Origin of the sequence: Pseudomonas sp. GM60 (genome assembly GCF_000282415.1) — a bacterium.
In the GTDB taxonomy this organism is placed as follows: Bacteria; Pseudomonadota; Gammaproteobacteria; order Pseudomonadales; family Pseudomonadaceae; genus Aquipseudomonas; species Aquipseudomonas migulae.
The window spans coordinates 1-17,368 of sequence record NZ_AKJI01000007.1 but is presented as its reverse complement, the minus strand read 5'-3'; the positions used below and the strand labels follow the sequence as shown (position 1 = coordinate 17,368).

The 17,368-nt window shown below is 59.4% G+C and carries 15 protein-coding genes; 10 read left to right on the top strand and 5 right to left on the bottom strand.

Annotated elements, in window-relative coordinates; all coding sequences use genetic code 11:
- The first annotated feature begins 21 nt into the window (after positions 1–21).
- The 8 genes from pepP to gcvH all read left to right on the top strand — a co-directional run bounded on the left by pepP (position 22) and on the right by gcvH (position 8,974).
- Complete coding sequence (pepP, locus tag PMI32_RS27750) at positions 22–1,356, top strand: Xaa-Pro aminopeptidase (protein ID WP_008024261.1); 1,335 nt, start codon at positions 22–24, stop codon at positions 1,354–1,356.
- Complete coding sequence (ubiH, locus tag PMI32_RS27755) at positions 1,353–2,540, top strand: 2-octaprenyl-6-methoxyphenyl hydroxylase (RefSeq protein WP_008024259.1); 1,188 nt, start codon at positions 1,353–1,355, stop codon at positions 2,538–2,540. Before pepP ends, ubiH begins: the two co-directional genes overlap by 4 nt.
- Positions 2,533–3,018 carry a DUF4442 domain-containing protein gene (locus PMI32_RS27760; RefSeq protein ID WP_008024257.1) on the top strand — a complete coding sequence of 162 codons (486 nt, stop codon included), beginning with the start codon at positions 2,533–2,535 and terminating at the stop codon, positions 3,016–3,018. The genes ubiH and PMI32_RS27760 overlap by 8 nt, the downstream gene beginning before the upstream one ends.
- A 9-nt stretch (positions 3,019–3,027) precedes the next feature.
- Positions 3,028–4,245 carry a 2-octaprenyl-3-methyl-6-methoxy-1,4-benzoquinol hydroxylase gene (locus PMI32_RS27765; RefSeq protein ID WP_177318868.1) on the top strand — a complete coding sequence of 406 codons (1,218 nt, stop codon included), beginning with the start codon at positions 3,028–3,030 and terminating at the stop codon, positions 4,243–4,245.
- 247 nt (positions 4,246–4,492) lie between these two features.
- On the top strand, positions 4,493–5,497 hold the full coding sequence (locus PMI32_RS27770; protein ID WP_008024251.1) for an extracellular solute-binding protein: 1,005 nt from the start codon (positions 4,493–4,495) through the stop codon (positions 5,495–5,497).
- 187 nt (positions 5,498–5,684) lie between these two features.
- Complete coding sequence (locus PMI32_RS27775; RefSeq protein WP_008024249.1) at positions 5,685–7,301, top strand: ABC transporter permease; 1,617 nt, start codon at positions 5,685–5,687, stop codon at positions 7,299–7,301.
- A 156-nt stretch (positions 7,302–7,457) separates the two neighbouring features.
- Positions 7,458–8,540: a glycine cleavage system aminomethyltransferase GcvT gene (gcvT, locus tag PMI32_RS27780; protein WP_008024247.1), complete on the top strand. Its 1,083-nt coding sequence runs from the start codon at positions 7,458–7,460 to the stop codon at positions 8,538–8,540.
- Between the two features lie 50 nt (positions 8,541–8,590).
- A complete protein-coding gene (gcvH, locus tag PMI32_RS27785) occupies positions 8,591–8,974 on the top strand; it encodes a glycine cleavage system protein GcvH (RefSeq protein WP_008024245.1) in 384 nt (127 codons plus the stop codon).
- 114 nt (positions 8,975–9,088) lie between these two features.
- Here the strand turns inward: gcvH and PMI32_RS27790 are convergent, their stop codons facing one another.
- Both PMI32_RS27790 and PMI32_RS27795 read right to left on the bottom strand, forming a co-directional pair.
- On the bottom strand, positions 9,089–9,784 hold the full coding sequence (locus tag PMI32_RS27790; RefSeq protein ID WP_008024243.1) for a hypothetical protein: 696 nt from the start codon (positions 9,782–9,784) through the stop codon (positions 9,089–9,091).
- A gap of 173 nt (positions 9,785–9,957) precedes the next feature.
- Complete coding sequence (locus PMI32_RS27795) at positions 9,958–10,647, bottom strand: hypothetical protein (RefSeq protein WP_008024242.1); 690 nt, start codon at positions 10,645–10,647, stop codon at positions 9,958–9,960.
- 438 nt (positions 10,648–11,085) lie between these two features.
- Between PMI32_RS27795 and gcvP the strand changes: the two genes are divergently transcribed.
- Positions 11,086–13,959, top strand: a complete 2,874-nt coding sequence (gcvP, locus tag PMI32_RS27800; protein WP_008024241.1) for an aminomethyl-transferring glycine dehydrogenase — start codon at positions 11,086–11,088, stop codon at positions 13,957–13,959.
- A gap of 169 nt (positions 13,960–14,128) precedes the next feature.
- Here the strand turns inward: gcvP and PMI32_RS27805 are convergent, their stop codons facing one another.
- The 3 genes from PMI32_RS27805 to PMI32_RS27815 form a co-directional block, all read right to left on the bottom strand.
- A complete protein-coding gene (locus tag PMI32_RS27805; RefSeq protein WP_008024239.1) occupies positions 14,129–14,449 on the bottom strand; it encodes a DUF2388 domain-containing protein in 321 nt (106 codons plus the stop codon).
- Positions 14,450–14,524: 75 nt separating this feature from the next.
- Positions 14,525–16,309: a type IV pilus assembly ATPase TfpB gene (tfpB, locus tag PMI32_RS27810; protein ID WP_008024237.1), complete on the bottom strand. Its 1,785-nt coding sequence runs from the start codon at positions 16,307–16,309 to the stop codon at positions 14,525–14,527.
- 90 nt (positions 16,310–16,399) lie between these two features.
- Positions 16,400–16,738, bottom strand: coding sequence for an ACT-like domain-containing protein (locus PMI32_RS27815; RefSeq protein ID WP_008024236.1), 339 nt, complete (start codon positions 16,736–16,738; stop codon positions 16,400–16,402).
- A 126-nt stretch (positions 16,739–16,864) separates the two neighbouring features.
- Here PMI32_RS27815 and PMI32_RS27820 point away from each other — a divergent pair, with 126 nt between their 5' ends.
- Entirely contained in the window at positions 16,865–17,329 is a 465-nt protein-coding gene (locus tag PMI32_RS27820; RefSeq protein WP_008024235.1) for an Lrp/AsnC family transcriptional regulator, read from the top strand.
- Positions 17,330–17,368 lie beyond the last annotated feature (39 nt).

Here is a 17,368-nt window from a genome sequence, read left to right as displayed (position 1 = left end):
GCCAGGAAAAGCCATCTGCCCATGATTCATATCCCGAAATCGGAATACAGCCGTCGCCGCAAGGCCTTGATGGCGCAGATGGAACCCAACAGCATCGCGATTCTGCCCGCCGCCGCGGTCGCCATCCGCAACCGCGACGTCGAGCATGTTTACCGCCAGGACAGCGACTTCCAGTACCTCAGCGGTTTCCCCGAGCCTCAAGCCGTTATCGTGCTGATGCCGGGTCGTGAGCATGGCGAATACCTGCTGTTTTGCCGTGAACGCAACGCCGAGCGAGAACTCTGGGACGGTCTGCGTGCCGGTCAGGAAGGCGCGATCCGCGACTTCGGTGCCGACGACGCTTTCCCCATCACTGACATCGACGACATCCTGCCGGGCCTGATCGAAGGGCGCGACCGGGTGTATTCGGCCATGGGCAGCAACCCGGAATTCGATCGCCACCTGATGGAATGGATCAACGTGATCCGCTCCAAGGCGCACCTCGGTGCGCAGCCGCCGAACGAATACGTTGCGCTGGATCATCTGCTGCACGACATGCGCCTGTATAAATCGGCGGCAGAAGTGAAGGTGATGCGCGAAGCCGCGCGGATTTCCGCTCAGGCGCATATTCGTGCGATGCAGGCCAGCCGGGCCGGGTTGCATGAGTACAGCCTTGAAGCCGAGCTTGATTACGAGTTCCGCAAGGGCGGGGCGAAGATGCCGGCGTATGGTTCGATCGTCGCGGCGGGGCGCAACAGCTGCATCCTGCATTACCAGCAGAATGACGCGGTGCTCAAGGACGGCGATCTGGTACTGATCGACGCCGGTTGCGAGATCGACTGCTACGCCAGCGACATCACGCGCACCTGGCCGGTCAACGGCAAGTATTCAGCGGAACAGAAGGCGATCTACGAGTTGGTGCTGGCTTCACAAGAAGCAGCCTTTGCCGAAATCGCCCCGAACAAACACTGGAATCAGGCGCACGAAGCCACGGTCCGGGTGATTACCACCGGTCTTGTGAAGTTGGGCCTGTTGCAGGGCAACGTCGACGAACTGATCGCCAGCGAAGCCTATAAAGCGTTTTACATGCACCGCGCCGGTCACTGGCTGGGCATGGATGTGCATGACGTCGGCGAGTACAAGGTCGGCGGCGAATGGCGCGTGCTGGAAGTCGGCATGGCGCTGACCGTGGAACCGGGGATCTACATCGCCCCGGACAACCAGAACGTAGCGAAGAAATGGCGCGGCATTGGCGTGCGCATCGAGGATGACGTTGTGGTCACCAAAACCGGCTGTGAAATCCTGACCAATGGCGTACCGAAAACGGTCGTCGAGATTGAAGCCTTGATGGCGCAAGCGCGGACAAAAGCAGCATGAGTCGAGTCAATCTGGCAATTATCGGTGGCGGCCTGGTCGGTGCCAGCCTGGCGTTGGCCTTGCAGGCCGGAGCCAAGGCGCGCGGCTGGAAGATCGTGCTGATCGAACCGTTTGCCCCCGGCCACACCTACCAACCGAGCTACGACGCCCGTTCTTCGGCGTTGTCCTACGGTGCCAAACAGATTTATCAACGGTTGGGCGTGTGGCAGGAAATCTCCCGCCGTGCCGAGCCGATCAAGCAGATTCACGTTTCCGACCGTGGCCGTTTCTCCACCGCGCGCTTGTCGGCGATGGAAGAGGGCGTGCCGGCGCTGGGTTATGTAGTGGAAAACGCCTGGCTCGGCCAATGCCTCTGGCAAGGTCTGGACAAGGACGTGGTCACCTGGCGCTGCCCGGCGGAAGTCACGCGCATGGAACCGCTGACCGACGGCTATCGCCTGACCCTCAGCGACGAAACAATGCTGGAGTGCGATCTCGCAGTGCTCGCTGATGGCGGCCGTTCCGGTCTGCGCGAGCAACTGGGGATCGGCATCAAAAAGCGCCCGTACAACCAGAGCGCGCTGATCGCCAACATCACCCCGAGCGAAGCGCACAACGGCATGGCGTTCGAGCGTTTCACCGACGACGGTCCGATGGCGTTGTTGCCGTTGCCGGAAAATCGTTGCGCATTGGTCTGGACCCGTCTGGGCATGGACGCGCAACGGCTTGCGGCCCTGGATGAACGCAGTTTCCTCAGCGAATTGCAGGGCGTGTTCGGTTACCGCCTCGGCACGTTGAAACAGGTCGGCGCACGGCATCTTTATCCGTTGACGCTGATCGAAGCCGAAGAGCAGGTGCGTCCGCATCTGGCGATCCTCGGCAACGCCGCCCACAGTCTGCACCCCATTGCCGGCCAGGGTTTCAACCTGTCGCTGCGTGATGCGCAAGCGTTGGCGGACGCGCTGCTGGCGAGCGAGACCTCGCTCGGCGATTTCGCGACCTTGCAGGCTTACCGCGAACGCCAGCGGATGGATCAGAACCTGACCGTGGGCTTCTCCGATCAGGTCACGCGGTTGTTCGGCAGCACTCAACCGCTGGTTTCGCTGGGCCGTAACATCGGCCTGCTCGGCCTCGATCTGCTGCCGCCGGCCAAGCGCTGGTTCGCCCGACAGGCCATGGGCCTGGGTACGCGTCCCGATGCGTAAGTGGCTGACGAGCAGGTTCGGCAAAGCGCGGTTGATGCGTTGGTTCATGACCTTCTACCCGCCGTACCTGGGCGCCGGGGTTCGCGTGCGGCACATCAGCGATGACTTTCGGGACATCACGGTGTCCATGGGCCTGGGCAGGTACAACCGCAATTACGTCGGCACGCAGTTCGGTGGCAGCCTGTATTCGATGGTCGATCCGTTCTACATGCTGATGCTGATGGAAAACCTCGGACGCAATTACATCGTCTGGGACAAAACGGCAGACATCGATTTCATCTCGCCGGGCAAAGGCCCGGTGTTCGCCAACTTCAGGGTCGACGAGACCTTGCTCGACGAAGTCCGCCGGCAAACGGCGAACGGCGAAAAATACCTGCCGCAATTGCAGGTCGATATCCACGACGGCGCCGGCACCTTGGTGGCGCGGGTCCAGAAAACCCTTTACGTGCGGCTCAAGCCGCAAGCGAGACAGGCTTAAAGCATGGACATGCGCGCAGATCTGCTGATTGTCGGAGCCGGAATGGTCGGCAGCGCCCTGGCGCTGGCGTTACAGGACAGCGGGCTGGAAGTCCTGCTGCTGGACGGCAGCCCGATGAGCGTCAAACCCTTCGACGGGCAAGCGCCGTTCGAACCGCGCGTGAGCGCGTTATCGGCGGCCAGCCAGCGGATTCTTGAACGCCTCGGCGTGTGGGATGGCATCGCCAGCCGGCGCAGCAGCCCGTACACCGACATGCATGTCTGGGACGGCAGCGGCACCGGGCAGATCCACTTTTCCGCCGCCAGCGTGCATGCCGAGGTGCTTGGGCACATCGTCGAGAACCGCGTGGTTCAGGACGCCTTGCTCGACCGTTTGCACGACTGCGACCTCGGGATGCTGGCCAATGCGCGCCTGGAGCAGATGCGCCGCTCTGGCGATGACTGGCTGCTGACGCTCGCCGATGGCCGCACCTTGCGTGCGCCTCTGGTGATTGCGGCGGATGGCGCCAACTCGGCGGTTCGGCGTCTGGCCGGGGTGGCCACGCGCGAGTGGGATTATCTGCACCATGCGATCGTGACCAGTGTGCGCAGCACCAGGCCTCATCAAATGACGGCCTGGCAGCGCTTCACGGACAACGGTCCCTTGGCGTTTCTGCCGCTGGAGCGCGACGGTCAGCAGGATTGGTGTTCGATTGTCTGGTCGACCACGCCGAGCGAAGCCGAACGGCTGATGGCGCTGGACGACACAGCGTTTTGCCTCGAACTGGAACGCGCCTTTGAAGGCCGGCTCGGCACGGTGCTGAGCGCCGACCCACGTCTTTGCGTGCCGCTGCGCCAGCGTCATGCCAAGCGGTATGTGGCCGAAGGCCTGGCGCTGATCGGCGACGCGGCGCACACCATTCACCCGTTGGCCGGGCAGGGGGTGAACCTCGGTTTCCTGGATGCCGCGGTCCTGGCTGAAGTGCTGCTGCAAGCGGCCGAACGGGGCGAGCGGTTGGCGGACGCGAAAGTGCTGAGCCGTTATGAGCGTCGGCGCATGCCGCATAACCTGGCGTTGATGGCAGCGATGGAAGGCTTCGAACGCTTGTTTCAGGCGGATCCGCTGCCGGTGCGCTGGTTGCGGAATACCGGGTTGAAGATCGTCGAGCAGATGCCGGAGGCCAAGGCGTTGTTTGTGCGTGAGGCGTTGGGGTTGACCGGGGATCTGCCGGCTCTGGCCAAGGCCTGACATCTTCGGCGGGGTTGATGGCCTCTTCGCGGGCAAGCCTCGCTCCTACAGGTCTTGTGTTGTACGCCAATGTCGCGATCAACTCGAAACCTGTAGGAGCGAGGCTTGCCCGCGAAGGCGTCGGCACATCCACCACACATTTCAAACCACGCAACATCTGGTAACTCCTCCGCAAACTGATCGATTGAGATGGTAAATGTGAGTCCTTATCATTTGCCCTCACTTTTCGAATTGAGAGATCGCTCCCATGTTGGCACCGAAGCGTCTACTGACAGCACTCGCCCTGACCCTGATCGGCAGCACCGTCGCCCAGGCCGCTGACGAGGTGGTGGTTTACTCCTCGCGTATCGACGAGCTGATCAAGCCGGTGTTCGACGCCTACACCGCGAAAACCGGCGTGCAGGTGAAGTTCATCACCGACAAGGAAGCGCCGCTGATGCAGCGCATCAAGGCCGAGGGCGAGAACGCCACCGCCGACCTGCTGCTGACCGTCGATGCCGGCAACCTGTGGCAAGCCGAGCAGATGGGCATCCTGCAACCTTTCACTTCGAAAACCATCGACGCCAACATCCCGCCGCAATACCGTGCGGCTTCTCATGCCTGGACCGGCCTGAGCCTGCGGGCGCGGACCATCGCGTACTCCACCGACCGGGTGAAACCGGGCGAGTTGACCACTTACGAAGGTCTGGCCGACAAAAACTGGGAAGGCCGCCTGTGCCTGCGTACGGCGAAGAAGGTCTACAACCAGTCACTGACCGCCACCATGATCGAAGTGAATGGCGCCGAGAAAACCGAGAAGATCCTCAAAGGCTGGGTCAACAACCTGTCCACCGACGTGTTCTCCGATGATGTCGCGGTATTGGAAGCAATCAACGCCGGCCAGTGCGACGTCGGCATCGTCAACACTTACTACTACGGCCGTCTGCACAAGCAGAAGCCTGATCTGGCGGTGAAGCTGTTCTGGCCGAATCAGGCTGATCGAGGCGTACACGTCAATCTTTCCGGCATTGGCCTGACCAAGCACGCGCCGCACCCGGAAGCGGCCAAGGCGCTGGTGGAGTGGATGACCACGCCTGAGGCGCAGAAGATCTTCGCTGATGTGAACCAGGAATTCCCGGCCAACCCTACGGTGGCGCCGTCCGCGGAAGTCGCCGCTTGGGGCAAGTTCGTCGCCGATACCTTGCCGGTGGAAGTCGCTGGCAAACGTCAGGCTGAAGCGATTCGCATGATGGATCGGGCTGGCTGGAACTGAGTCTGTCGATATACTGCGCCCCGCCTGTGTGCAGACACCGCTGACCCTGTAGGAGCGAGCCTGCTCGCGATGAATGTTAACGATAACGCGGGGTGCCTGACGGTCCGCGGTGTCGTGACGTTCATCGCGAGCAGGCTCGCTCCTACAATGGCCTCTGTATATCGTCCATCCGCTTGAGAGTTTGTCCTTGGCCCACCCCGCCCAACGCCGCTGGTATCCCCTGGTCTTCGCCATCGCTGCGCTGGTCTTGCTGCCCCTCAGCGTTCTGTTGCTCTCCTGGCAAACCATCGATCATCAAATCTGGTCCCACCTTTGGGACACGCAGATGCCGCGGCTGCTGGGCAACACGCTGACCCTGGTGCTTGGCGTCGGTGCCGGCGTAACGCTGCTGGGTGTCAGCCTCGCCTGGCTCACCAGCCTCTGCGAATTCCCAGGTCGGCGCTGGCTGGATTGGGCGTTGATGCTGCCGTTCGCGATTCCCGCCTACGTGTTGGCGTTCGTCTTCGTCGGATTGCTGGATTTTGCCGGTCCCGTTCAAACGTTGATGCGCGAATGGTTCGGCACGGGCCTGCGACTGCCGCGAGTCCGCTCGACCGGCGGCGTCATCCTTGTTCTGGTACTGGTCTTCTATCCCTACGTTTACCTGCTGGCGCGCACGGCGTTTCTCGCTCAAGGCAAAGGCCTGATGGAAGCGGCGCGAGTCCTGGGGCAATCGCCGTGGCAGGCGTTCTGGCGCGTCGCGCTGCCGATGGCACGCCCGGCCATCGGTGCGGGCGTGGCGTTGGCGCTGATGGAAACCCTGGCGGATTTCGGTGCGGTGTCGGTGTTCAACTTCGACACGTTCACGACAGCGATCTACAAAACCTGGTACGGCTTCTTCAGCCTTTCGACTGCCGCACAACTGGCCAGCCTGTTGCTGTTGGTGGTGATGGTCGTGCTGTACGGCGAGCGCCGCGCGCGCGGGGCCAACCGCGCAAGCAATGAACGACCGCGGGTCAAAGCGCTGTATCACCTGCGCGGCTTCAAAGCGCTGGCAGCGATGAGCTGGTGCGGTCTGGTGTTTGCCTGCGCCTTCGTGATCCCGGTGCTGCAATTGGTTGTGTGGTTCTGGCAGCGCGGGCGTTTCGACCTGGATGAGCGTTACACCGGCCTGATCGTCCACACCTTGTATCTGGGCGGCATGGCGGCGCTGATTACTGTCAGCGTTGCGCTGGTGCTGGCATTTGCTCGGCGCCTGGCGCCGACCCGGGCGATCCGCTCCGGTGTCAGCCTGGCCAATCTCGGCTATGCGTTGCCGGGGTCGGTGTTGGCGGTGTCGATCATGTTGGCGTTCAGTTATCTGGATCGCGAACTGGTGATTCCGCTGTCGGGATGGTTGGGTGGTGCCGGCAAGCCGTTGTTGTTGGGTAGCCTGTCGGCCTTGCTGCTGGCCTATCTGGTGCGATTCATCGCGGTGGCTTACGGGCCGCTGGAAAACAGCCTGGCGCGAATACGGCCATCTTTGCCCGAAGCGGCACGTAGCCTTGGAGTCGGTGGTCCGCGACTGTTTTTCAAAGTGTATCTGCCGTTATTGCTGCCCGGCACATTGAGCGCTGCGTTGCTGGTGTTCGTCGACGTACTCAAGGAAATGCCCGCGACCCTGCTGATGCGGCCGTTTGGCTGGGATACGCTGGCCGTGCGCATCTTCGAAATGACCAGCGAGGGCGAGTGGGCGAGGGCGTCATTGCCGGCGTTGACCCTGGTTTTGGTCGGGCTGTTACCGGTCATCGGATTGATTCGACGTTCAGCGCATCGAAACACCTAGGTGTCAGTCCTACACCTTGAGGCTACAATGCGCGGCATTCGGTGCGGTCCGTCCTACAGACCCGGTTGCTGATATCGGCTGAAAGCCTTCTATTTCAAGGCGTTCACTCCGTGCAGCATCGGCCCGCACCTTCGCCACGCCCGGAAGGAGAAACCCATGGGACAGCGTACGCCTCTGTATGACCTTCATCTCGCCCTCGGCGCGAAGATGGTCGATTTTGGCGGTTGGGATATGCCTCTGCATTACGGCTCGCAGGTCGAGGAACACCATCAGGTGCGCCGCGATTGCGGGGTTTTCGATGTATCCCACATGACCGTGATCGATGTCAGCGGCGGGCAGGCCAAGGCCTGGCTCCAGCATTTGCTGGCCAACGACGTCGAACGCCTGCACAGCCCCGGCCGTGCCTTGTACAGCACCATGCTCAATGAACGTGGCGGCATCGTCGACGACATGATCGTCTATCGTCTCGACGACGGTTATCGCCTGGTGGTCAATGCCTCCACCCGCGATCAGGACCTGGCGTGGATGCAGGCGCACCTCGACGGCTTCGATGTGCAGCTCAACGAGCGCTCCGAGCTGGCGATGCTGGCCATTCAAGGCCCACATGCCCGACACAAAATCTCCGAACTGGTCACCCAGTCTCGCGGCAACCTGATCCAGTTGCTCAAGCCGTTCGAAGGTCAGCCTGACGGTGACTGGTTCATCGCGCGCACCGGCTACACCGGCGAAGACGGTCTGGAAATCATTTTGCCGGCCAGTCAGGCACCGGGTTTCTTCAACGATCTGGTGGGTGCAGGCATCTCGCCGATTGGCCTTGGCGCACGGGATACGCTGCGTGTCGAAGCCGGCATGAACCTGTACGGTCAGGACATTCATCAAGATGTTTCGCCGCTGGCCTCGAACATGGCCTGGAGCATTGCCTGGGAGCCGGCCTCTCGCCAGTTCATCGGCCGCGTCGCTCTGGAAGCTGAACGGGCAGGCGGCGTACAGCACAAACTGGTGGGGCTGGTCCTTGAGGAACGTGGGGTTTTGCGCGCTCATCAAGTGGTCCGCATCGCCAATGTTGGCGAAGGAGAGATCACCAGTGGTAGTTTCTCTCCTACGCTTAGCAAGTCGATTGCACTGGCGCGCGTGCCAATGGCGACTGCCGACCGCGCAGAAGTGGAAATCCGTGGCAAGTGGTACCCGGTCCGAGTGGTCAAACCGACCTTCGTACGCCATGGCAAAACCTTGATTTAACCTTTTCTGGCGGGCAACGACCGCTGACAATTTTCTTGAGGACACAGAACATGAGCGATATCCCTGCCGACCTGCGTTTTGCCGAAAGTCACGAATGGGCCCGTCTGGAAGCCGATGGCACCGTCACTGTGGGCATCAGCGATCACGCTCAGGAAGCCTTGGGCGATGTGGTGTTCGTTGAGCTGACTGAAGTCGGTAATGTGTTTGCAGCCGAAGATCAGGCGGGTGTTGTGGAGTCGGTTAAAGCCGCCTCCGACATCTACTCACCGATTGCCGGTGAAGTGATCGCGGTCAATGAAGACCTGAGCGGTTCGCCTGAGTTGCTCAACTCCGACCCGTACGGTGCCTGGATCTTCAAGCTCAAGCCAAGCAACACCGCCGATCTGGACAAACTGCTTGATGCGGCTGGCTACAAGGCCGCCATCGGCGAGTAAACATCGCCAAAAGCGGATCCGCTACAAGAGCGCCGCGTTTTCCTTTCCTGGAGAACGCGGCGTTTTTGTTTAATGCCGTGCGGTGAGGTCTTGCTGTGAAGGTTTGCTGAACAGTCATGCCGCCATTGCTACCGCTTTGTTTACCCTGGCGTGAAGCGCCGTTACCTGGTCGTCTGTCAGATGTGTTGCCGGTTCGCCCGGAACCCAAACACCGCTGTCGTTGTAAGTGATTGTTTTGGTCTCTCCGTCATTGACCGTGACGACGTAAGAGTTAGATACATTTCCGGCGATTAAAGACCCCACCGCCTGGGCTGTGCCGAACCATAGTTGGAACTGGTTTTTTGGTGTCATGGTGGTTGCACCGATGCTCATGCCGCCTGAACAGTTCACCCAAATATTGTTACCTTTGGAGTCCAGCAATATTTCTCTAGGGTTGCCCGGTAATTGGTTGTTGATCAAAACATCGCCAGAGACACCGCCATTTGTGGCGGGGCTGAATACGCCATATTCATTGAGTGTCGTTTTTTGTCCCATGTTGATGGGGAGGTTTTTACCTCCTGAAGTAAATGTAATATCCCCCTCTTGAAATGGAGTGTTTGTAAAGTTGATCATGAAGGAATTGCTGGATATATCGAATATGTTTTTGTATTGATAACTAGGCTGGGTTACTGTGGCCTTTGCAGCCTTTGAGAACCATATGGCGGTAAAGCTGTTGTTTACCATTTTTGCAAGGTAAAGGCTGTAGTTATTGGTTTTTTGAGCGATCAGTTGTGCCTCTTCGATATAAACAATAATTTGTTGTTGGCTCATGGCGGTTTTCCATTTTGTCCTGCATTTCTACAGCGTTGGAACAGTCAATAAAAAACCCTGTAGATCCAGGATGTACAGGGTTTTTTGAACAGGTTTGCACGTTGAAGACGGTCAACGGTTAGACGATATGCTTTCGGTCCATTGTGCAAACGATGCTCGATCTGCCCTCCATGCTATGCCGCTACTTTGATCCCCACCCTGGCATGCAGTGCGGCGACGTCCTTGTCGCTGAGGCGGTCTGCGGGTTCACCTGCTACCCAAACACCGGCATTGGTATAGGTAATGGTCACGCTTTGTCCATCGACCACGGATACGGTAGTCGAGTAAGACAGGTTTTGAGCAATCAATGAGCCTGTTTCTTGTAGATTGCCGAACCATAGTTGGTATTCACTTTTTGGTGTTAACGTCGCGGTACCAATGTTCATGCCACTCTCACGGTTTACCCAAATATTTTGGCCCTTGGCATCCAGCAATATTTCGTGTGGGTTGGCTTGTAACTGGTTGACGATCAGAATATCCGATGGCTTGGTGTCATTTTTTGGTGGCGAAAATGTGCCGTTTGTATCCAGTATGGTCGATTGGCCTGTGCTGATTGGCCGGTTTTTCCCACCGGATGTGAAGGTGACATTGCCTGTTGTCACGGGGTCGTTTGTATAGTTGACCATGAATGAGGGAGTCGTTAAATCAAACGTATTTTTGTATTGATAGCTAGGGTTGTTGACGGTAGCTACAGGGCCTTTTGACTGCCAGATCACGGTGAAGCTGTTATTTACTTTTTTTGCCAGATAGAAGCTGTAGTTGTTATTTTTTTGTGCCTTCAATTGCTCTTCTTCGATATATGCAACTATTTGTTGGCTGCTCATTTTTGAACTCCATTTCGAATAAAGCGTAGCTTGGGTTGTTTGTAACTGGGTAGTGGCTTTTTGGTTCCGTTGCCCAGTCCTCAACAAACATAGCATGCGGATTATTGTGCTATAGATCTATTGGCTATGGTTTGATTCTATCTATCGCGATTGGTTTTTTAAGAATTTGACTGTTTTAATAAGTGTTGGCTTTTCACCTATTTGCAAGCGCCGTTGCGCGGGAACTTATGAAGAGTTTTATTTTTGGCGAGTAAGAATAACTATTTATAACTATCGGCGATGTATATATCGCTGAAATGAAAGAGCCTCAAAGTCCTGGCGTGTTTTATATGCATCAGGGACGGGCCGCGTCCAAAGACGCCATGCCTCGCGCAGGGGAGCTATGCTGGTTTGACCGTGTTGCATCGACGTTGAGCGCCAGTCAAGAGAGAGCCCGTCATGTCCCAGTTGCCGTCCTTGAGCCAGTTACGCGACCCCAATGCCTTCCTCCGCCGTCACCTCGGGCCCGATGCCGCCGAGCAGCAGGCGATGCTCGACAGCCTCGGCGTTGGTAGCCGTGTCGAGCTGATCGAGCAGACGGTGCCGCCGGGAATCCGCCTTAACCGGGCGCTAGACCTGCCACCCGCCCTCGACGAACAGGCCGCGCTGGCCAAGCTGAGGGGCTACGCCGAGCAGAACCAGGTCTGGACCAGCCTGATCGGCATGGGCTACCACGGCACGCTGACGCCGACCGTCATTTTGCGCAATGTCCTGGAAAACCCCGGTTGGTACACCGCCTACACGCCGTATCAACCCGAGATTGCCCAAGGTCGGCTCGAAGCGCTGCTGAACTTCCAGCAATTGACCATCGACCTCACGGGGCTGGAACTGGCCAATGCCTCGCTGCTGGACGAGGCCACGGCGGCGGCGGAAGCCATGGCCCTGGCCAAGCGTGTCGCCAAGTCCAGGAGCAATCTGTTCTTCGTCGATGAAAACTGTCATCCGCAGACCATCTCCGTGGTGCAGACCCGGGCCGCAGGTTTCGGTTTCGAGCTGATCATCGACGCTGTGGATAACTTGAAGCAGCACCAGGTATTCGGCGCGCTGTTGCAGTATCCCGACACCCACGGCGAGATTCGCGATCTGCGTCCGTGGATTGATCACTTGCACGCCCAGCAAGCCCTGGCCTGCGTCGCCACCGATCTGCTGAGCCTGCTGTTGCTGACGCCGCCGGGAGAATTGGGCGCCGACGTGGTGTTCGGCTCGTCCCAGCGGTTTGGCGTGCCCATGGGTTACGGCGGCCCCCACGCGGCGTTTTTTGCCAGTCGAGATGAATACAAACGTGCGATTCCGGGGCGAATCATCGGCGTCTCGAAAGACGCGCGCGGCAACATTGCGTTGCGCATGGCCCTGCAAACCCGCGAGCAACACATCCGCCGGGAGAAGGCCAACTCGAACATCTGCACCGCCCAAGTGCTGCTGGCCAATATCGCCAGTTTCTATGCGGTCTACCACGGTCCGGAGGGGCTGAAGCAGATTGCCCAGCGTGTTCACCGGCTGACCTGCATCCTCGCCACGGGTCTGGAGCGCCGTGGCATCACCCGCCCGAACAAACACTTCTTCGACACGTTGACGCTGGAGGTCGGTGGCACTCAAACCGCGATCATCGAAAGCGCGCAGGCCGCGCAGATCAACCTGCGGATTCTGGGGCGCGGGCAATTGGGCCTCAGCCTCGACGAAACCTCTGACGAAAGTACCGTGGCGAAATTGTTCGATGTCTTCCTGGGAGCCGATCACGGGCTCAACGTCGACGAACTGGACGCTGAAACTCTGCCTTCCGGCATTCCTGACGGGCTGCTGCGCACTTCGCCTTACTTGCGTCATCCGGTGTTCAGCGCCCATCACAGCGAAACCGAGATGCTGCGTTACCTCAAGCAATTGGAGAACAAGGACCTGGCGCTCAATCAATCGATGATTCCGCTCGGCTCTTGCACCATGAAGCTCAACGCCACCAGCGAAATGATCCCCATCACCTGGCCGCAATTCGCCAACTTGCACCCCTTTGTGCCGAAAGAGCAGGCGGCCGGTTATACGCTGATGATCGAAGAACTGGAGCGCTGGCTCTGCGCGATCACCGGTTTCGATGCGATCTGCATGCAGCCCAACTCAGGTGCCCAGGGCGAGTACGCGGGGTTGCTGGCGATTCGCAAATACCACGAGAGTCGGCATCAAGGCGGGCGGGATATCTGCCTGATCCCGTCCTCGGCCCACGGCACAAACCCCGCTTCAGCGCAGATGGCCGGAATGCGCGTGGTGATCGTCGAATGTGACGAGGCGGGCAACGTCGATCTGGAAGATCTGAAAGGCAAGGCTGCCGAAGCGGGCGACAAACTCGCCTGCTTGATGGCGACGTATCCTTCGACCCACGGCGTGTACGAAGAAGGCATCAGCGAGATCTGTGAAGTTATCCACAGTCACGGCGGTCAGGTGTACATGGATGGCGCCAACCTCAATGCGCAAGTCGGGTTGGCGCGGCCGGCGGACATTGGTGCCGACGTTTCCCATATGAATTTGCACAAGACCTTCTGCATTCCCCACGGCGGTGGCGGGCCCGGCATGGGGCCGATTGGCGTGCGGGCGCACCTGGCGCCGTTCGTGGCCAACCACCCGGTAGTGGCGATTGACGGCCCGCTGCCGGAGAACGGCGCAGTCAGCGCAGCGCCCTGGGGCAGCGCGAGCATTCTGCCGATCAGCTGGATGTACATCGCGATGATGGGGCCGCAACTGGCGGACGCCAGCGAAGTGGCGATCCTCGCAGCGAATTACCTGGCGCAGCATTTGTCGGGTGCATTCCCGGTGCTCTACACCGGGCGCAACGAGCGTGTGGCCCACGAATGCATCCTTGATCTGCGGCCGCTCAAAGTGCTGACCGGCATCAGCGAAGAGGACGTCGCCAAGCGCCTGATGGACTACGGCTTCCACGCGCCGACCATGTCCTTTCCGGTACCGGGCACCTTGATGGTCGAGCCGACCGAAAGTGAATCGAAGGCGGAACTGGACCGCTTTATCGGGGCGATGCTGAGTATCCGTGCGGAAATCACCGAAGTGCAAAACGGCAATTGGCCGGCGGAAGACAATCCGCTGAAACGGGCGCCGCACACCTTGGCCGACATCACTGGGGTTTGGGAACGGCCCTACACCATCGAACAGGGCGTCACGCCGGACGCGCACACCAAGGCGCATAAATATTGGCCGGTGGTGAATCGTGTCGATAACGTCTACGGCGACCGGAACCTGTTTTGCGCGTGTGTCCCGGTGGACGACTATCGCTGAAACGATGTCCCTGTAGGAGCGAGGCTTGCCCGCGAAGGCGGTGTATCAGTCGATATAAATGCTGAATATCCTGCCGTCTTCGCGGGCAAGCCTCGCTCCTACAAGGGGTTTTGTGTTGGGCACAAAAAATGCCGCTCATGTGAGCGGCATTTTTGTTCAGCCGTAAATCTTACTTCGACGCGACGGCATTCTTCGCCAGGATCGCATTCGCCAGTTCCATATCCGTGGCCTGCAGGCCCGGGTTGTCGGCGCGTACTTTCTGCATTGCGGCTTCCAGATAGGGGCCGCGAATAGCGCCGTCACTGGCGACAAAGCTGCCGGCGTCGTCCTGGGCGGCGACGATCAGCTTTTGATCCCTGGAGGTCAGGTAGGACGAACCGGTGGTGGCACCGGAAGTAAGGACGTTACGCCAAAAGCTGTCATCAGCCATCGCCGAACCGACTGGAAGGGACAACACGGCGAGGGTAGCAACAGCAAGTTTGAAACGCATGATGGGTGACTCCACTGGGTTAACTACGCGGGGTTGGATTGCCAATGACCCTGCCGAGTTCCATCACGGTCGCAGCTACTTTTGTTCACTCTGCGGTGTCACCCGCAGCACCTCCTCGATCGTCGTCAAACCTGCGGCGACTTTCTGTGCGCCCGACAGTCGCAAGCTGCGCATGCCTTCCTTGAAAGCCTGGCGCCGTATCGCCAGCAAGTCGGTGTCGGGGTTGATCAGCGCTTTGAGGCCGTCCGTCAGTTGCATGATTTCGTACACCCCGGCGCGGCCGCGATAGCCGGTGTCGCGGCATTCCAGGCAACCGATGGCGCGTTGCGCATTGCCAGGCAATGGCGCTTGCCAGGGTTTGGTCAGGGTTTGCCAGTCTTCTTCACTCAGGGTCAGCGGGGCCTTGCAGTGCGGGCACAACGTACGGACCAGCCGCTGCGCCATGACGCCGAGCACTGTGGCCTTGATTAGGTAATGCGGCACGCCGAGTTCCAGCAGGCGGCTGATGGCGCTGGGCGCGTCATTGGTGTGCAGCGTCGATAGCACCAAGTGGCCGGTGAGCGCGGCCTGAATCGCCATTTCGGCCGTCTCCAGGTCCCGGATCTCGCCGATCATGATGATGTCCGGGTCTTGCCGCATCAGTGCGCGCACACCGGCGGCGAAGGTCAGGTCGATGTTGTGCTGGACCTGCATCTGGTTGAAGGCCGGCTCGACCATCTCGATCGGGTCTTCGATGGTGCAGAGGTTGACCTCCGGCGTCGCCAGTTTTTTCAGGGTGGTGTAGAGCGTGGTGGTCTTGCCCGAACCGGTCGGGCCGGTCACCAGAATGATGCCGTTGGGCTGGCTCGTCATGTCCTGCCAGCGGCGCAGGTCTTCGGCGGAAAACCCAAGCTGATCGAAATCCTTGAGCAGCACTTCCGGGTCGAAAATCCGCATGACCATTTTTTCGCCGAACGCCGTCGGTAACGTCGACAGCCGCAGTTCGACTTCGCCGCCATCCGGGGGCTTGGTTTTGACCCGGCCGTCCTGGGGTTTGCGTTTTTCCGCGACGTTCATCCGCCCCAGGCTCTTCAGGCGACTGACAATCGCCATGGTCACCTGCGGCGGGAATTGATAGACGTTGTGCAACACGCCGTCGATGCGAAAGCGCACCGTGCCTTGCTCGCGTCGGGGCTCGATGTGGATATCGCTGGCGCGTTGCTGGAAAGCGTACTGGAACAGCCAGTCGACAATATTGACGATGTGCGCGTCGTTGGCGTCCGGTTCCTGATCGCTGGCACCGAGGTTGAGCAGTTGTTCGAAATTGCCCAGGGTACTGGTTTGATGATCGTTGTTGGTTGCGCCGCTGACCGATTTGGCCAGGCGAAAGAACTCCACGCTGAAGCGCTGGATGTCCACCGGGTTGGCCACCACCCGTTTGATCGGCAGCTTCAACACATGGGTCAGGTCGGCTTCCCAACCTTTGACGTAAGGCTGGGCGCTGGCCACGGTCACGGCGTCGCGATCGATGGACACCGCGAGAATCTTGTGGCGCTGGGCGAAGGCGTAGGACATCAACGGCGTAACGGCCGCGACATTGATTTTCAGCGGATCGATGCGCAGATAAGGCTGACCGGCCTGCTGCGACAGCCACAGGGTCAGGCTTTCCAGATCGAGGTGTTTACCGGGACGGCTGAGGTCATCCAGCTGTTGGCTGGCGATGAACTCCAGCGGGTGCATCTGGCCATTGGCGGCGTGACGGCGGCGGGCATTCAGTGCGTGCTCGGCCGAGTCCTGGCTGATAAAGCCCTGGGCGACCAACTCGCGCAGCAAATCATTGAGATCCAGCCAGCGGTCCTGAAGGGCAAGTTGAACGGACATGCGGGCTCCTCGTGAACAACAGTTCGCAAAGGATAGTCGTGGACCCACCGACCGTTGGGCCACTACCCGACGAATCCGTATCGGGTTTTTTCAGCCCGTCGCCTGAGCGGCTTCAGCCCACGCAGAATCAGACGCTTGCAGGTCTACCGAGCAGACGCTGATCAGGTTACGCAGTTTTTCCGCGATCACTTGAGCGCGGTGCCAGCTCAGTCCATCCATGACGATGTCGATCGCCAGCAGATCTTCCGTGCGCTGTACGTTGACCTGTTGCGGCGTCAGGAACTGCAGTGCGAACAGGTTGAGCGCCCGACACAGCAGGTCCGGTTCGGCTTCGGCCAGCAGTTGATAGTGCACACGACACTGGGTGTTGCTGGCGTTCCAGACATCGGCGCGGGTGGGCGAGGTGTTCACGGCTTCAAGATGCGGCATGGTCGGTCTCCAAAATCACTGGAGGAATTTTTACATTCGATGCCGGGCATTTCTTATCTATGATGGGGCTAATTAACGATTTATCGAATCGTGCGATTCAACAAGGCGTCAATTACAGGTTTTTCTATGCAAAGCGAACTGGATGGCTACGACCGCAAGATTCTCGCGTTGCTGCAAGAGGACGCTTCGCTCTCCAGCGCGCAGATCGCCGAGCAGGTGGGGCTTTCGCAGTCGCCGTGCTGGCGGCGGATTCAGCGGATGAAGGAGGAGGGGATCATTCGTGGTCAAGTGACGCTGCTGGACCGGAAGAAAATCGGGCTCAACACGCAGATCTTTGCCGAGGTCAAACTCAACGCGCACGGGCGTTCGAACTTCACTGAGTTCACCGAGGCGATTCGCGGTTTTCCCGAAGTGCTGGAGTGTTATGTGCTGATGGGGTCGGTGGATTTCTTGTTGCGGATTGTCACGGCGGACATCGAGGCGTATGAGCGGTTTTTCTTTGAGAAGCTGTCGATGGTGCCGGGGATTCAGGAGGTGAACTCGATTGTGGCGTTGTCGGAGATCAAGTCGACGACGAGTTTGCCGGTCTGAGATTTTGTGGTGAATGCACGGGCCTCTTCGCGGGCAAGC

What these genes read in the sequence shown, in the direction of transcription:
- gcvH (WP_008024245.1), top strand. Translation starts at nt 8,591, where the DNA reads ATGAGCGATATCCCTGCCGACCTGCGTTTTGCCGAAAGTCACGAATGG.
- PMI32_RS27815 (WP_008024236.1), bottom strand. Translation starts at nt 16,738, where the DNA reads ATGCCGCATCTTGAAGCCGTGAACACCTCGCCCACCCGCGCCGATGTC.
- pepP (WP_008024261.1), top strand. Translation starts at nt 22, where the DNA reads ATGATTCATATCCCGAAATCGGAATACAGCCGTCGCCGCAAGGCCTTG.
- gcvT (WP_008024247.1), top strand. Translation starts at nt 7,458, where the DNA reads ATGGGACAGCGTACGCCTCTGTATGACCTTCATCTCGCCCTCGGCGCG.
- PMI32_RS27805 (WP_008024239.1), bottom strand. Translation starts at nt 14,449, where the DNA reads ATGCGTTTCAAACTTGCTGTTGCTACCCTCGCCGTGTTGTCCCTTCCA.
- PMI32_RS27790 (WP_008024243.1), bottom strand. Translation starts at nt 9,784, where the DNA reads ATGAGCCAACAACAAATTATTGTTTATATCGAAGAGGCACAACTGATC.
- PMI32_RS27820 (WP_008024235.1), top strand. Translation starts at nt 16,865, where the DNA reads ATGCAAAGCGAACTGGATGGCTACGACCGCAAGATTCTCGCGTTGCTG.
- PMI32_RS27765 (WP_177318868.1), top strand. Translation starts at nt 3,028, where the DNA reads ATGCGCGCAGATCTGCTGATTGTCGGAGCCGGAATGGTCGGCAGCGCC.
- tfpB (WP_008024237.1), bottom strand. Translation starts at nt 16,309, where the DNA reads ATGTCCGTTCAACTTGCCCTTCAGGACCGCTGGCTGGATCTCAATGAT.
- gcvP (WP_008024241.1), top strand. Translation starts at nt 11,086, where the DNA reads ATGTCCCAGTTGCCGTCCTTGAGCCAGTTACGCGACCCCAATGCCTTC.
- PMI32_RS27770 (WP_008024251.1), top strand. Translation starts at nt 4,493, where the DNA reads ATGTTGGCACCGAAGCGTCTACTGACAGCACTCGCCCTGACCCTGATC.
- ubiH (WP_008024259.1), top strand. Translation starts at nt 1,353, where the DNA reads ATGAGTCGAGTCAATCTGGCAATTATCGGTGGCGGCCTGGTCGGTGCC.
- PMI32_RS27760 (WP_008024257.1), top strand. Translation starts at nt 2,533, where the DNA reads ATGCGTAAGTGGCTGACGAGCAGGTTCGGCAAAGCGCGGTTGATGCGT.
- PMI32_RS27795 (WP_008024242.1), bottom strand. Translation starts at nt 10,647, where the DNA reads ATGAGCAGCCAACAAATAGTTGCATATATCGAAGAAGAGCAATTGAAG.